11 protein-coding genes are annotated in these 16,169 nt (G+C 44.3%); all 11 read right to left on the bottom strand.

Annotation, left to right across the window (positions count from 1 at the left end):
• Positions 1-191: 191 nt before the first annotated feature.
• The 11 genes from ACW9JV_RS01620 to ACW9JV_RS01570 all read right to left on the bottom strand — a co-directional run bounded on the left by ACW9JV_RS01620 (position 192) and on the right by ACW9JV_RS01570 (position 16,084).
• Positions 192-1,550, bottom strand: a complete 1,359-nt coding sequence (locus ACW9JV_RS01620) for a dicarboxylate/amino acid:cation symporter (RefSeq protein WP_457330696.1) — start codon at positions 1,548-1,550, stop codon at positions 192-194.
• A complete protein-coding gene (locus ACW9JV_RS01615; protein WP_457330694.1) occupies positions 1,543-2,508 on the bottom strand; it encodes an ABC transporter substrate-binding protein in 966 nt (321 codons plus the stop codon). The genes ACW9JV_RS01620 and ACW9JV_RS01615 overlap by 8 nt, the downstream gene beginning before the upstream one ends.
• A gap of 28 nt (positions 2,509-2,536) precedes the next feature.
• The gene (locus tag ACW9JV_RS01610) at positions 2,537-5,404 is read right to left on the bottom strand and encodes an NHLP bacteriocin export ABC transporter permease/ATPase subunit (RefSeq protein WP_457330692.1); all 2,868 of its coding nucleotides are present in this window, start codon (positions 5,402-5,404) and stop codon (positions 2,537-2,539) included.
• 38 nt (positions 5,405-5,442) lie between these two features.
• On the bottom strand, positions 5,443-7,626 hold the full coding sequence (locus tag ACW9JV_RS01605) for an NHLP family bacteriocin export ABC transporter peptidase/permease/ATPase subunit (protein ID WP_457330690.1): 2,184 nt from the start codon (positions 7,624-7,626) through the stop codon (positions 5,443-5,445).
• A gap of 24 nt (positions 7,627-7,650) precedes the next feature.
• The gene (locus ACW9JV_RS01600; protein ID WP_457330688.1) at positions 7,651-8,625 is read right to left on the bottom strand and encodes an NHLP bacteriocin system secretion protein; all 975 of its coding nucleotides are present in this window, start codon (positions 8,623-8,625) and stop codon (positions 7,651-7,653) included.
• A 28-nt stretch (positions 8,626-8,653) separates the two neighbouring features.
• The gene (locus ACW9JV_RS01595) at positions 8,654-9,823 is read right to left on the bottom strand and encodes an ABC transporter substrate-binding protein (protein ID WP_457330686.1); all 1,170 of its coding nucleotides are present in this window, start codon (positions 9,821-9,823) and stop codon (positions 8,654-8,656) included.
• A 243-nt stretch (positions 9,824-10,066) separates the two neighbouring features.
• Positions 10,067-10,378, bottom strand: coding sequence for a Nif11-like leader peptide family natural product precursor (locus ACW9JV_RS01590; protein ID WP_457330684.1), 312 nt, complete (start codon positions 10,376-10,378; stop codon positions 10,067-10,069).
• A gap of 117 nt (positions 10,379-10,495) precedes the next feature.
• Positions 10,496-13,693, bottom strand: coding sequence for a type 2 lanthipeptide synthetase LanM (gene lanM, locus ACW9JV_RS01585; protein WP_457330682.1), 3,198 nt, complete (start codon positions 13,691-13,693; stop codon positions 10,496-10,498).
• 29 nt (positions 13,694-13,722) lie between these two features.
• Positions 13,723-14,481, bottom strand: a complete 759-nt coding sequence (locus tag ACW9JV_RS01580; RefSeq protein WP_457330680.1) for a response regulator transcription factor — start codon at positions 14,479-14,481, stop codon at positions 13,723-13,725.
• Between the two features lie 91 nt (positions 14,482-14,572).
• A complete protein-coding gene (locus ACW9JV_RS01575; protein ID WP_457330678.1) occupies positions 14,573-15,652 on the bottom strand; it encodes a TAXI family TRAP transporter solute-binding subunit in 1,080 nt (359 codons plus the stop codon).
• A gap of 282 nt (positions 15,653-15,934) precedes the next feature.
• Positions 15,935-16,084 (bottom strand): hypothetical protein, encoded by a 150-nt coding sequence (locus tag ACW9JV_RS01570; RefSeq protein ID WP_457330676.1) that lies wholly within the window; start codon positions 16,082-16,084, stop codon positions 15,935-15,937.
• Positions 16,085-16,169 lie beyond the last annotated feature (85 nt).

Here is a 16,169-nt window from a genome sequence, read left to right as displayed (position 1 = left end):
AGCTAAAATATAGCGTAGTCAAAACACGAAGACTCCAGTGGGAACAGCACGAGTCTCGATACCCCGAAGGAAGGGGTTTTCTTCCGAGGAGGATCGAGCCGTGCCCACGGAAAGCGAAATGTTTTGACGAAGCGTTGTAGGATGCAAAACAAAAATTCCGAACGATTCACTTAAGAATCGTTCGGAATTTTTCATTGATTTAATAATTTTGTCCCATCCTCTTCTTTTTGCTCTATTCCTGACGAGGCTTCTATCTTGCTGTAATAAAGCTCCTCTTGGGCCTGGCTCTCAAAATCCGGCTTGGAACGGCCGGTTTTGGCGATAATCATGGTTGCGATACTCGATAAGTGAACATTGATAACCGTTAACACAGGGTCAATGATGGGATTAACCGATAACAATAAAATAACTGCCGCCTCGGTAGGTATGCCTAACGGGGCGAGGACAAGAGCAATCATAGAGGTAGCAATTACGCTGGGGGTTCCCGCCCCGGCCAAGGCCGCTACAATCGCACCAAAGTATATAATCAGCCACGTATTTCCTGTGAGAGGCATGTCATATAGCTGCAGTATAAACATAGACCCCAGTGTAAATACCAGCAACATGCTGAAACGGCAGACGATGATACTTAATGGAACAACCAAATGGATAGAATGGCGGTCGACATGCAGCGCCTTTTCTAATGATTCAAAAATAAACGGCATCGTCGCATAACTGTTTCTCGTACCAAGCGCCACTAAAAGCGGTTTTTTTAAACCTGAACCAACCGTACGTAAAGAAAGGCTGCTGTAGCGGGATATAAATATACTGCTTATAAGGATAATCAATACTGCAGCGATGTGGATATAAAGGACATACGATAACATCGCCTGCAATATCTCAGCCCCCGTCTGCGCTACCACGGACGACATGAAAGAAATCAAAGCGAAGGGAAGGAAATACAATGTCCAGGCTACCATCTTTTCCATCGCTTTAAACATGACTTCGGTTATGGAGATAAACTGTTCTGTGGAGGAGCTGGGTATGAGTCCCACAGCTATACCGAATATCATGGAGAATAGTAAGATTTGCAGCGTGGATTCTTCCAGTAACGCGGAAAAAATATTGCTGGGGATTAATAATTCCACGAAAGAAAACAGATTATCCACTTCCCTTGTTTCCACTTGCTCTCCGCTATCCGCTTCTTCTTGATACAACATTTCACCAAGTACACTGCGCGTGTCTTCCCCCGTATCCGCACCCGGCATTCCAATGGCGGCTGTTCCCAGACCCATTCCGCATGTTAATAAAAATCCGGCTATAAATACAACGATGATACGTTTCACATAAAGGGAAGCTTTTCCTGATAAAATAAGGCGTCCTATACTTGAAATAATAGCAAAAATAATTAACGGAATAATGCACATCTGTAAAAAAGATAAATATACCGTCCCTACAGGTTCAATGGCCTCGCTAACGCGGGGCAGGTACACCCCGATAACCACACCTAAGATCATACTAATGAAAATCAGCCAAGGTTTTTTTAAATAACGGATTAATGTCTTAATCATCACCTGCCGCCCCCGTTACAATGCCATACTCTTTCAGCCGTTCTTCAATATAAGACTGTCTTAACTCTAAATACAAATCAATCCAGTCCCTGAGTTGGTCCTTTTCTCCAGCTACTGCGATGCCCAGAGGGTCGACTAAGTCTTCCATCACCGAAAATTGGACATCAATCGCTTTATCAGGATTATCTTCCAAGAAAGTGTTTATTTCATGTTCATCATAAAGGGCTGCGAGCACTTCTCCTTCATAAACACTCTCTAATATATCCGTTTCCGCTTTAACTGTGGCATCCGGAAACAGAGATTGAGCCTGATCCATAAATACGGTTCCTTCTTGAGCTGCAATGGTTACATTTTCATTGCTCTGCAGAGTCGCCAGCGTACTTTCGGCCTGATGTTCCAACTGCGAATACTGAAGACGGTTCACTAATAATGCATGATTTAAACGCACGTAAGGCTCTGTATATTGAACGCGCTGCGCCCTATTAAGGGTTACACTTAATTTAGATAAACCAATATCAGCCTCCCCCTCTGCTACTTGGTTAACGACGCTGTCAAATGTTTGAGCGGTGCGTTTAAACTCCACTTCCACTCCCAAGTGAGCGGCAATGTCACTCGCGATATCCACATCCAGCCCGGCCAGTTCCCCGTTTTCATCTTTGTAAAAAAAAGGCTTTCGTCCCCGCTCGTACATACTGACCGTTAACACCCCTTTGTCGTGTAGTTCCTGGAACTGGGGCAGGGCATGGATTCGATCTTCTTTATCCATTTCTCCTGCTTGTATGGACACGTTCTTCATATCCGCTTCGGCTGATTCCTCGGGAGATTCCGACTGATCACAGCCGGACAAAAAGAGGACAGCTAAAAGCACCATCATTCCACCAGCCTTATTGTATCCAGACCCGTAACGGATCATGGAACAGTAAACAAAGTCCAGCCATCGAACGATACATGGCATCATGGACCCTTCCCCCCTTCCGCGTTAAAATTTATGCTAACTGCCGTCTGACCATCTCTTTGAACAATCCATCCTTTTCTATTAATTGCTCATACGTCCCTGTTTCTACTAATTGCCCATGCTCTAAAACAAAAATACGATCAGCATTGGCAATCGTACTCAACCGGTGAGCTATAACAATGCGGGTCGCCCGTAATTTTTCCAGACTATCCATGACGAGTTTCTGGGTATGATTATCCAAAGCACTCGTAGCCTCATCAAAAAAAACCAGTTTAGGATTATTAATCAGCGCCCGGGCTATTAGCAGCCGCTGCCGCTGACCACCTGACAAGCTGCCTCCACCTTCTCCTACAACCGTGTGCATCCCCATTGGCATCTCTTTAATATCTTTTTCAAACCCTGCCATGCGGGCAGCTTTCCAAGCGTCTTCCAGACTTCTATTGGTGGCTCCAATGATGTTTTCGAGCACACTTCCAGACATAAGCTTGCTATCTTGCAGGACGACACCTAATTGCTGCCGTACTTCTCTTACATCCACATGACCTAAATCCTTGTCGTCATAAAATATAGAACCGGATTCAGGTTGCTCAAAGCCTAAAAGTAAACGTAAAAGAGTGGACTTCCCACTTCCTGACGGCCCCACAATGGCTGCAAATTCCTCAGGCTGCACACGAAGTTGAATATCTTTCAGCAGCATGGCCATGTTTTTATCATATCGAAAAGAAACATGCGCCAATTCAATCGATCCTACTAATTCTCCCGGACTCTCTTTATTCTCATCCACTTCTGGTTCTGCTTTTAATATCGGTTTGGCCCGTTCTAACATTGGAAAGATTTCAAGGACGGGCATCAGCAGCGTAGACATCGAAACCATAGACATCATCACTGCCGAAAAAGCAGCGTTAAACCCTAAAAACATACCCGCGGATAATGTGCTTGTATTTATCATCATATAAAACAGAACCATCGAACTAACAAGAGGAAGCACAGACATAATAACCTCTACGTAGTTCTGAATGCTTCGTATTTTAATGGAGTTATTACGCTGTTTCGTAAAGGGCCGCGCCCATAAGCTGAAAGCTTTTTTCTCCGCCACACTGGTTTTTAACTTACTTACCCCCTGAAACACCTGTAAAAGCAGTCCGCTAATCTCCCCTTTTGCTTCAAGCAAATGGCGCGAATACTGAACTTGCATGTAACCAAGGACACTTATCATAAGAACTGCCAGTATAACGATCGTCAGACCCGTCACCGCTAATGCTGCACTATAATAAAACATTAATGCCGCGTTGAATAAAATCGTCATCATAGAAAGGAGCGTGATCATAGAAACCTGTGTCAGGATTTGGCGAATTTGACTGATGGTCAGCGCTCGTTCCGCCAGGTCTCCAGCTAGAAAATCACGAAAAAATGGAGCAGGCAGGCTGAGAATTCTGTCCCATACCGCACTCTGTATGGCTGTTTCCGCTTTCCCTTCCAATCGCAACAAGGCAAAACCCTGGGAAATTTGAAAAGCAAATTGAACGATTGCTGTTACTAATAAAATGAAAAAGAGATGAACAAGCACGTTTTCCTGCGCTCGTGGAATGACGTTATCAAACAAATATCCTGTCGTAAAAGGGATAAACAGACTTAATGCCCCGAAACCGCACGCAAAAACAACTAAAAGCACGATATCCATTTTCCAAATGCTCACCGAGCTTTGTTTGAATAAATCTTTGATTCCAAGCGAGCGATTGGGAAAAGGACGATAAATGTACAGGGCCTTGGGATCTAACGTTCGAGCCTCTTTGGCATTTACCATTCGTCGTTCGCCGGTTGCTGTATTGATTTTTTCATAGGTTCCCGGCCGTTTCGGAAGAAGCGCCACCAATTGACTACTCTCCCCTTCGTAGGCGATCATAGGCCCATGATCGCCTTTCCACCATCCATGTTCCAACATAACTTCGCGAGTGCGAAGCCGGGAAGCTTTCAATATATCTTTTAACAATGGCGCAGACGTATGATAATTTTTCATGGCCGATGGCGTATGAATCTCCACATTTAATGATTTGCCAATATATCGACAGACCGTTAAAGCGGGAGGTTCACCTGATGGCGCCGCCTTTTCTCCATCTACTTTTTCCAGCACGGAAACCATATTATACAAGGAATCCGTAACGAACCGTTGATCAGCATGCCGCCTTTGTTCCAAGCGCTCAAACTGCTGAGTCTGTTTTTCTTTTCTTAATGATTCATCAGCCCATGCCATCCATGTATGAAACTGTTCCAAACTATGCCAGATTTCCTTTGTTTGGATTAAGTGCCTTGTTGTGGCTTGTTCGATTTCCGTACGCTGCCAAGTATGCATCCACGTCTCCTTTGTAAGGGGCAGCCAGGACTCTCCTGCCATAACCCACCGATCATCTCCAACGAAAGATGCGATACCATCCACAGGCCTTACCCAGATTACATACTTCGAAGAGACAATGTTTGTGTTTTCTTCCACTTCTTTCTTTTCTTCTATGTCTACTGTTGTATAAGGAAAACGAGAAGGAACCGTTTGAGAGAGTTGTTTCATCCACCATTCAATCGCTTCCGACATATGGTCAATATCTACCGGGGATTCCTCTAACACGTCCTTTTGTATTTCAATAAGTTCTGTTTCTTCCGTGCCAAAGGCATATACCGCCGTTGTGGCTGTGTCATCCATAGAGGGCAGCTTAAAAATAAAACTCCCCCGGCCGAACGCCCCCACATAACGATCACCATCCGCCCCGTTCTTTGTTTTTCCAACATAGACATCCATTTCTCCAGCAAGAATCACCCATACACTCTGATCCTTTTCCAGTTCTACAGGCTTTCTCGAACGAACAGGAATATTGTGACCCATCTGCCGATATTGTTCTTCCTCAAACATGCTGCCTCCCCCCTTTTTCGTTCGACATTGTTTCACAGTTATTGAGAAGCCACCAAATCCATATAAGGCCCCTCTTCTGCTTTGAGCTGTTCATGTTTTCCCTGCTGAATGATACTCCCGGATTCAAGAACAATAATTTGATCACAATCCCGAATCGTGCTTAGACGGTGGGCTACGATCACGCATGTACAGCCTCGGCCGCGTATATTTTCCATCACTCTAAACTCTGTTTGAGGGTCAAGCGCACTGGTCGCCTCATCAAAAATTAAAATGGACGGGTTCTCTACCAGCGCTCTGGCAATCTCCAAACGCTGCTTTTGACCGCCGCTGAAATTTCTTCCATCTTCCTCCATCCAGTGTTCATATCCTTCCCGCTTATCCATGATATCTTCATGAATGCAGGCATCTTTAGCTGCCTGCACCACAGCTGCTTCAGAAATGGTATCATCCCACAGTGTTATGTTATCTTTAATCGTCCCTTCAAACATGTGAATGTCTTGATCCACAATAGACATGGACAGCGCCATCACGTAAGCAGATATCTCTGAGCGCGGCTGCCCATCAAAACGTATGCGGCCGGCCCATGGTCGATGTAACCCGGTCATTAACTTAGATAGTGTGCTTTTTCCGCTGCCTGACATCCCTACAAGAGCTATCCGTTCTCCTGGCTGTATTTGAAGGGAAAATTGGGAAATGAATGGAGACTCCAAAATACTATATCCAAAGGACACCTCCTCCAATTCAACAGATCCGGTCAGTTTTGACCGGCCGGACGACTCCACTGAGTTTTCTGGAAGGTGTTCTTCTTCCTCATGGGCAAGTACATCATCAATACGGGACATATATCCTTTCGCATCCTGTATTTCCCCCATCATCTGAACAATTTCGTTCACTGGGTTAAAGAAACTTTTGGCTAACGTTTGAAAAGCAACAAGAGCTCCTATCGTTATTTGTCCGTTTAATATGAACCAACCGCCTATCAATAACACAATAATGTTGGTGAGGGTGTTAATTAACATCGGGACAGAAGACACCAATTGTCCAAAGATCCCAAGCGTTTGGGTTGCATTTATCACCTTTGCCTGATGGCCCGACCATTTGGAAAAAAAGTCAGATTCCGTCCCAGAAGCCTTAATCGATTCAATCAGGGACAATCCTGACATCGTCACTCCCATAAAATTACCCTGATCCTGCCCCATTTTTTGAGAAAGAGTGGTTCTTTTTTCTGATACAATTCGTAAAAATAAAACATTTAACAATGTCAGTACTACTACGATGCCGGCAAGATACACATTATAAAAAATCATAAGACCAAGATAAAAGACCACTGTCATACTATTAATGACATTGACGGCGAGCTTCCCCGTTAATAAATTGGCAATTTTATCGTTAAGCTCCACTCTCGAAGCCAAATCCCCGGCGTAGCGCTGTTGGAAAAAATACATCGGTAAACGAAGCAGATGCCACATGAATTTGGAAGATTCAGCCAGTGCCATTTTATTTTCCATCCGCATTAAGTAGTATTGTTGAATCCAGGTGAGCGAGCCACGCAATAAAGCTGTCAGCCCCATACCAAACAGCAAGGGAAATAACCAATGATCCATACTTCCCAGTAATACTTCATCCACAAATATTTGAGAAAAAACGGGAACCAGCAAACCAGGAATAATTAAAGCAAGCCCGGCAAGAATGATGAACAGCATCCCTGATTTATGATATTGGAGCCGATTGGAAGCGAGTTTTAAAAAGGAACGATCCTCCCCCTTTTTTTCAAAGTCGGAGGTAGGTTCAAATGTGAGGACAATTCCCGTAAAACCTTCGTCAAATTCTTCTTCACTGATGACGCGGCGTCCATTCACCGGATCATTCAGATACACCTTGTTTTTTTTGAAACCTTCTACAACAAGAAAATGATTAAAATTCCAATGCACAATAAAAGGTGGTTTCATATATTTTAGTTCTTCTGGTTCCTTGCGATAAGCCTTTGTATCCAAGTGATACTTGCGTGCCGCTTTTAATAAATTAGCTGCTTTGCTTCCATCTCTTGAGACTCCGCAGTCCAGGCGTAACTGTTCTAATGGGATCCAACTGCCGTAGTACGCAAGAATCATCGCCAAGGACGCAGCCCCGCATTCCACCGCCTCCATTTGGAGGACGGTAGGAATCTTCACCTTTTTTTGAAATTTCTTTTCCGGATTGTCCGTTTTAGGTGGTGTACTCATAGCAAAAAACGACTCCATCTCTAATTATTGTTGAAGAAAAAACGTCTGAATCGGGGAAGTTTCACTGATGACTACTTCTCCCGAACTAAGAGTACCATTGTTCATTTGGAAAGGCGGGCCATTTGAAATGGACCAGCTGTAACCGCTTGGATTATCACCTGACGGAACTAAATCCACCCTCACTTCCACCATCACTTCTTCCCCGCTTAACCGCTGTACTAAAGATTCGTTATTCAATACCTGCATCATGCCTTCATTGGTGGCTGGATAAGAACCTACTTCATTAATTCTTCCTTCTAAATAACCATATGTTTCTTTATCGATACCAGAGGGAGTGATTCTAACCTCCATGCCCGGATTCAATCGCGGAGCTTCGGTGGCAGGCACATAAAACACGCCTTCTAAATTAACAATATCTTCTCCTTCTGGTTCAATCATTACCGCAGATGTTCCAGCTGCGACGTAGTCCCACGATTCTATTAACACTTCTGTTACTCTCCCGGAATACGGGCTGATCACTCGAGATTCGGATAACAGTTCATCTGTTTGGCTGTCCCGCTCCGCCTTTAATCGAGCGATTTCTGATCCCAATTCCTGTCTTTTTTCAGCTGTCCCTCCTTCTTCCAACAACTGTTCTTCTAATTCACTTAACTCCTGGGCCGTTTGACGAACGTTTGACCTTGCTTCCGGGGCTTCCACTCTGGCAACCACATCTCCCTCTTCAATACGATCTCCAGGAGAAACACTGACATCCGTGATTTGTCCGCCATTTGGAGTATTTACTATTTGTAAGCCGTCAGAGGAAACCAGAACTCCCTCTCCATGCAGCTGGGTTGCTATTGAACCTTGGAAAGACCAGATAATGGCAACCGCAATAATAACTAAAATACCAATAAGTCCAACCCAGCCTTTAGAATTTGTCACTTTCACTAAAGAATCAAGTTGCTCAGGAGAAGATAAGCGATCAAGCGAGGATTTTCGAAATATATTATTGCTCATGCTCTGCTCCTCCTTATTCGCTTCCCTTTTAACGATTCGTCAAGTACTCAAAACCTTCTTCTTGGACTCGTTTCAAAATAACCTGATCCCCCATGTTCTCCCCTTGTTCATTAAAGCGGTGGACCCCTGTTACCGTCTCCACTTCCTCCAGCGCATGCAGCGCTTGCGTAACGTCAACTCGTGAAATCTCTTCCTTATTTTTAAACACTTGTTGCAACGCTTCTTTTAAAATATGTATGGTGGAATAACCTTGAGCGGCGTATTGATTTGGTTCTGTGCCATATTGTTGTTCGAAGGTTTCTATAAATTTTTGTACCACTTCCCGCTCCCTTTTCTTATTAAAGGTGGAACCGACAATAATTTCTTCTTCTGGTTCAAAAAGTTGCTCAGCCGTCGCGGTATCCAAAGTATTTCCAGCTAGAATAGAGACCTCCAGGCCATATTCGCGAATCATCTCGATCACCTGATGGCTTGGTTCTGCATTATCGGCAATCATTACGGCATCCGTTTGGACGTCCTCCCATTTTTCAAATAGCTGTTCCCGATATAATTTATTTCCTAAAAAGGACGTCCGATCCACCACGGAAAGCCCTTCTGCTGCAGCGTACGTTTCAAATGCATTCGCCAAGTCCTGACCATAATCATGATTGCCATAATAAATAACCACGCGCTCGTACCTTTGAGAGGCGCCATATTCAGCAAGGTTCTGCGCAATCCGGTCATCACTTGGGATGGCACGGAATACGCTGTTTGAGCTGTCGTTAATAAGCTCAGGAGAAGTAGACGCCGGGGTAATCATGGGCATATGAGCCTGCTCGTAAATTTCGGAGGCGGGAATAGAAACATAAGAATTCCTGTGTCCGATAACAGCAAGCATATCGGAATCCCCTGCAAACGATTGGGCAATTTCCATCCCCCGTGTTACCTCGGCTTCATCATCTCTTTTTTCTATTTGCAAACGATGCCCCTCTATACCCCCGCTATCATTTATTTCCTTCACCGCTAAATCCAGGCCTTCTTCAAACTGATCTCCCTGGCTTTCAAATGGCCAGGCTGCTCCAATCGTTATTTCTTCCTCTCCGGAGGAAAAATCGTTTGTCTCCGCCCCTGTTTCTTCTGTTGGAGCGCAGGCAGATAAGAGAAAAAGAATAACAACTACCCCCACAGTTTTGAAAGAAACAGCTACTGTTGTCAGCACTTCTTACCCCTCCTACGCCTTCTGCCTATTAATCCGGCCCCGGCACGGACCTCTGTTCCGTTATTTCTACGAAGAAGGGGATTGTGGCGGGGGCTGTGAGCCTCCATTCCGTTAAATGGTCCCAGGCCGCCTTTTTCAATCCGGTAATGAGAAAATAGCGGCACAAATGTCCGCTTACGCCTTGATAAAGAGGGAAACTGGATGAAATAACGGAATGGAAGTCTGCCTCCTCTTCCTTCCTCTTCAAATTCTTGGTGCCCTGCTTCTCGGTTCTCTGTATTTCTCTTCGGGCCGCGGAGAAACAGGGGATTGAGCAGGTGCTTCTGCCGCGCCGGCCGATATCGACTTCAGCTGTTCTAAACTTAATTCGTCCGACATCTCTTTGTCTTCTTTTTTGTAGGACTCTAAATCTTTCTCCGTCCGCTCATATCCTTGTTCCTTTGCAAAATCAACCAATTCTTTTTGTCCTTTACTGGCGGCTTCCTGAAAACTTTGCCATAATTCCTCTTCCTTTTTCACTTTTTCCATAAATAATTGCAGGTCATCATTTGCCATCGTTATACCCTCCTTTTACTTTAAGTCTACAGATAAAAATTAAAATCCAGTTAAAGTTTAGATAAAAAAACAGTGGATTTTTCTTTATCATTCCAATACATCAAGGGCTGCCATCCATTACGTCAGCAGACTGTGTATGCGATCCGGCGCTATGTTACGCAGCAGCATATACCCAATCCCCGACGTTCCCTGGAAGAAAGAAGGATTAAAACCGGACCCTTGATCCTTGCCATTTAAAAGATAGTGTCCCAGTTGATCTTTGCGTTCAATCATCCACGTTGCCCGCTTACGAGCTGCCTCAAGCTGTTTCTCCCCGTATCCATGTAAATAAGCTTCTAATAACAGATCAATGCGCCCCGCGTTTCCGCAACAAACATGGTCAGAACCATGAACCGGACAATCATGAGTAAACGTTAACGCCCGCTGGATGTCCCGTTGATGCATTGGGTCAGTGACTCTTTTTTGTAAACGGGCTAAGCCAATCCCCGGGGCTCCGCTGCACCAACCACCCATAAACGCTTCCTGCTCCTTGGACAATTCTTTATTTCTGCGATAATCCGGCCAATTATTTTTACGATCGTTATATTGCATATTTTCATAATCCACTGCTTCATAAGCAGCCTTATATAATGATGGTCCTCCATCTATTTCATACCACTGTAACAAGGCTTTGGCATACCCGGCAGCTCCGTGCCCCATTCCAGTCAGAGGTTTTTGCTCCACACCTGAATGCCACATTTTATGTCCACTCTCTATGTTGGAACGTTGCTCTAATAAGTGATTCGACAGTCTTCTGGCTAAGGGAAAAAAGGAAGTTCTATTGGTGCGTTCATGTAACTCGGAAAGAACACTTAATAACCCGGCGGAACCTCCAATTATATCCAGGCCATGATCTGACTGGACACGTTCCTCCGTAATGTTCTCTGCCATATACAAAGCGTCTTCGAGATAACTCGAATCTTCCAGGTACTCACTAATAAGCATCAAACTTTTAATGATACCAGCCAAACCTTTGCCTAATCCTAAAGACATACGCTTCCACACATAGGCAAAATCAGGAGAGCGCAGGTTTTTTCGGAAATCACCAAGCGCGCAAGCGACATCGTCTTTTAGATGTTCCTCATTGTTCATCCGATACAAAGCAGCCATAAACAAACTTAGCCCGATTTTACCGTCATATAAAAAAGCAGACATGGGGCTTAAACCAAGTTTATCCGCCTTCATATCGTATTGCTTCACGATCCAGGTTACTTCTGTTTGGTCCCTTTCTCCCGTAATACGCCGCTCCCAAATATCCTTATAAATACGTTCTGCTTCTTTCAAAAAGAAGAAATCACTTCCTGTTTTTTGGCGTTCAGGGTGAAAATCAACAGCTCCCGTTAATGGAGAATCGTCCTCATGAGAGGTCTCCAAAATCAATGATAAAGAGGTGCGGATTAATTCCACCTGTGTTCGCCGGTCCTGCTCATTCATGCGATAGATAAGACCCCGTGAACGTTCTAATGCCGTTTCCATAAAAAACGTGGGATCTAACTCCACTGCTCCATCCTGCAGCGCTGACGATTCAGCTTTTCCATAAAAAATAGGGGTATCTCTTCTTTCTAATGCCTGTCGTTCAGATTGGAATATCTCCCAGACCCTAGCTGTTTCTTCAGCGGAGCTATACAAGCTGAAGCCCGTTCCTAACCGTTCTATTTCCAGTGAAAACCATAGGCCATTTTTTAAAAAATCCGGGTGTGTGGTATGCCGCTGCACATCCACGTAGATTTGCGTCCCCCGGATTAAGTACCTGAAATAACAATCATGAAAAACAGACAGGGGCGAATGATCTCCAAGCAGCTCTGTTTTCCTATACTGTAAACAATCATATATCCACTCAAAGCCCTCCACAATGTAATCTTCGTAGAGCAAGGGATCTATTTTTTCATCGCCATCATACAAACGGTGATTTTTGTTTTCCTCACTTGTTAAGGAACTCCAGTCCGCAGGTTCTCCCTTGTGATCCTTGGACCAAAACGGTAAGAACCCGGAGTAAAGCACAGAGTCTGTCATCATATGCTGCACTTTCGTGTCAGCTGTATCATGGCCGGGTTTGTGATCAAAAGGTCTCGCCCGGGGCAGCACTAATGTTTCCAGGTCAACTAAAACAGGATGTTCCCCGCAGGCAATCATATTTTCACAATGAAAATCATTACCACCAAAAGTGTAAACCAATCCCATAAGAATTCCTGTACGGAAGTAAAAAGTCTCCGCCCGCTGACGATGACCGAGCGGCTGTTGTTTCACGTGCTCCACCCAGCCGTGATCTCCCTTATTTAAAAGTTTTGGTGTCTTCATCGTACAAGGAAGCCCCTGCCGGCAAACCCACGTCAATAAGTATTCCCACGCCTTATCCACATGAAGACCGCGGGGTTTATAAATAAGTTTTTGTTCATTATTAAATTGAAGAAGATAAACGGTCTTCCCCTCGTTATGAGCATCGGACAAGTTACCATCTATTTGTTTAATGCCTGTTTTCACAGGATCAAAGCCGAACGTATCAAGAATGTCGGCAGCATCTTCCTGAACATTTGCCAGTAACTCCAGCAAGTTGAGCTTCCAATTAGTAATCGTCCGTATCATAAGCCTTGTCATAACTGGATATTCTATAAGTATATGTTTCCATTGTTTTTCAGCCATGTCCTGATTGAACTCTTGGGCATATTTATAACGCTGCTCTGCCGTTGGAGGAATAATCATTGTCATGGGATAATGCTTGGAAACGTAATGGTTGAAGCGTTGCTCCAACGTTTTTAATAACAAAGAAAATAATGACTGAAACAACGCCATTATCATATTTGACTCAGCCGTTTCCGTAAAAGTGATATAAATCGTATCCCGTTCCTCTACGAATTTCTGACGAGCGAAATCAAGGAAAGGCAATAGACTCGTTGCAAACAAATGAACCTTTTCTTCTTTAAATCTTGTCATCCATTGATTCTGTTCCATAGCTCGCTGGTACGTTAATTCCTCATACTCGTATTGATCTAGGACCTCAAACAATTCTGATACATCTTCGGTCCAAGCCGGCAAAGGCTTCACAGGCTTCCATTCGACTTCTGTCAACTTAGCTTTCACTTGCTCAGGTTCAAGCTGCTCTGCCTCTAAACGTCTTAAAAACGTCCTGTCTCCCCCTGCTTTTTCTTTCCACACTTGGAATCTTGTCTCTGCAAGATCCTCATCTTTTGAAAACAGTAGATCCATAGAATGTATACGTTCCTGTAAGAAAGCAGATTGTGCCGCTATGTGTCTTTGCTGCTCCATGCTGAGCCGCATATACACCGCCCCCCCTGCCGAACTTCGTTCTATAGTTGTTCATTTAGTATATTTTCATCTTTGTCTTCTAGTTCTACTTCAAATTTATAGCCCAGTCCCCTCACCGTATGGATATACTTTGGGCGGGGCGGATGCTCTTCCACTTTTTTTCGTAACGTGCTGATATGAACAGGAACCGTACGATGGTCATCCAAACCATCCGCGCCCCAAACCATTTCATATAATTGGTCTGGTTGGAATACCCTTCTGGGATTACGTACAAGCAACGATAGTAATTTGAATTCCTTGGAGGATAATGAAATCAATTCTGCACCGACATGAACCGTACACTTTTGAAGATCTACTGTTAAATCCCCAAATGTCCTTTTATTATGAGCGGATTCACTATGGTTGTCAGCGTTGTTAGCCTGTTGAATTTTGTGCAAATGGCTTCGACGCAGATGTGCTTTAATACGGGCTATCAATTCGCCGGTTCCGAATGGTTTAGCAATATAATCATCACCGCCGGCACTCAATCCTATAATTTTATCTGTCTCTGCGCATTTTTCACTTAAAAAAAGGATAGGGACTTCCGTTTTTTTTCGAATTTCCTGGCAAACCACCACACCATCCACATCGGGAAGTTCAGCTTCCATTATAATGAGGTCAGGCTGCTCTCGACGCACTGCAGCAGTCGTATTCTCCCCTCGAAACAAACTACAGATGGTGAAATTACTATTTATTAAGTGGTTGCGCAAAACCGTATGAACGTTTTCGTCCCCATCAATAATCAGCATTTTCATTGTCATCTCCAGCCCCCTCCCTGATGTGCACCCTATAAGTGATTCTACTTCCTAATGACCGGTAGATTCCTATGGAGAAACGTTAACTAACTCCTTTTTAGTCCTCATCCAAAAGGCCTTCTTCTTCAAAGTACCGCTTTGCCCCTGGATGGATGGGCATTTCTCCTCTTACCGAATTGGTCATATTTTCTCTCGTCATATATTGCGCCTGCGGATGATCCATGCTGTCTGCATTTTCATAAAGCTGTTTGGTTATTTCATAACCGGTTTCTTCGTCGATAAGCTCCGTGGACCCAACAAGAATCGCATCATCCTGCAGTGTGTTTATAGGTTTATCAATGAAATCATACGACTCTGCCGGGATGTCATAGCGGTCGTCAATATCAAATCCTCTATCTGAACCTTCATTGATCCGTTCATGTAAAGCATCCACGCTTTCTTCCTCCATAGGAAGCAAAACGAGATCGTGTTCGGCAGACAGTTCGGTAATAGATTCGGAAGGTTCCCCGAGTAATGCCACCAATACATCAATATCGCCATCGAGCAGACTGGAAAACGATTCTCCAAAGCCCTGTTTGCTAATCTCGTAATCGTCTTCTTCCAATCCATGATCGGAGAGAAGACTTTTGCCCACTTCGTTCGTCGTACTCTTAGGAGGTCCAAGATTAATGGTTTTTCCCTCCAAATCCCTCATGGATGTTATCCCGGTTCCTTCAGTCGTTACGATATGCCAGATTTCCGGGTACAAATAACCAAGAAACCCGAAGTTATCAACCGGTTTATCAAAATCACCACTATCCCCCTGGACGGTACCATTTCCTAATGCATTTAGAGCCGTTACGTCAACGGTCATCCCGAGCGCCAACTCTCCGTCCCTGATCCCTTCCATATTGGCGATGGAAGCATCCGTCGAAACGGCTTCCACATTAAAGCCCTCGAGTTCCACATTCTCATTTAGGACACCAGCAATTTCGTTTCCAAGATTCAGATAAGTTCCGCCTTCCGAGCCTGTTCCTAAACGCAGGGGTTCAGCTTCCTCCTTTGTTTTCCCGGTTTCTTCTGTACCTTCCGCACTCGTCTCCTCATTGTTCCCGCTGCCTGTTTCATCCCCGCACGCTGCCAGCAGTATGCTGACAAAAAGTAACATTGCAGACAATAATACTATCTTTTTATTCATAATAACCTCCTTGACTATGTAACATTTATGGGATGATATTTCTGTTGACATCATTACCTTTTTTAATGTCCATTGTTAAATATAGTGAATGGATCTCAACTAATTTTTTATAGTAACAAGAAAAGGTTAAAATGAAGTAAAATAGCGAAAAATTTCGATCTCAATACTCCAGTTCGACAATAAATCAAAAAGCAACCCTGCCGAGAAGTATTCTCAGCAGGGTTTCCGATGGTGATCACTACGCGATATCAGTATCCCTTTTCCATAAATAGCAGGCCAAGACTAGTTGAGCGCAGATGCTTCTTGAATCTTCAGGCGCCAGGAGCCGTCCTGCTGCTTGAAGACCATCATTTCGACAGCCGCGCCGTTCACGTCAATTTCCAGGGGGACCAAGTCCCCGGCTTGAGGATCTCCATCATAGATTAACACCATGTCCTCATTCTGATTTTACTGTTACGTCCTTGTCCTTTTCAATAGAGAAGGCCGGGACGCATCCTGACACATCACAGAATCTCCC

This window comes from Salibacterium sp. K-3, from assembly GCF_054052005.1.
This window is presented reverse-complemented; position numbering and strand designations above follow the sequence as displayed.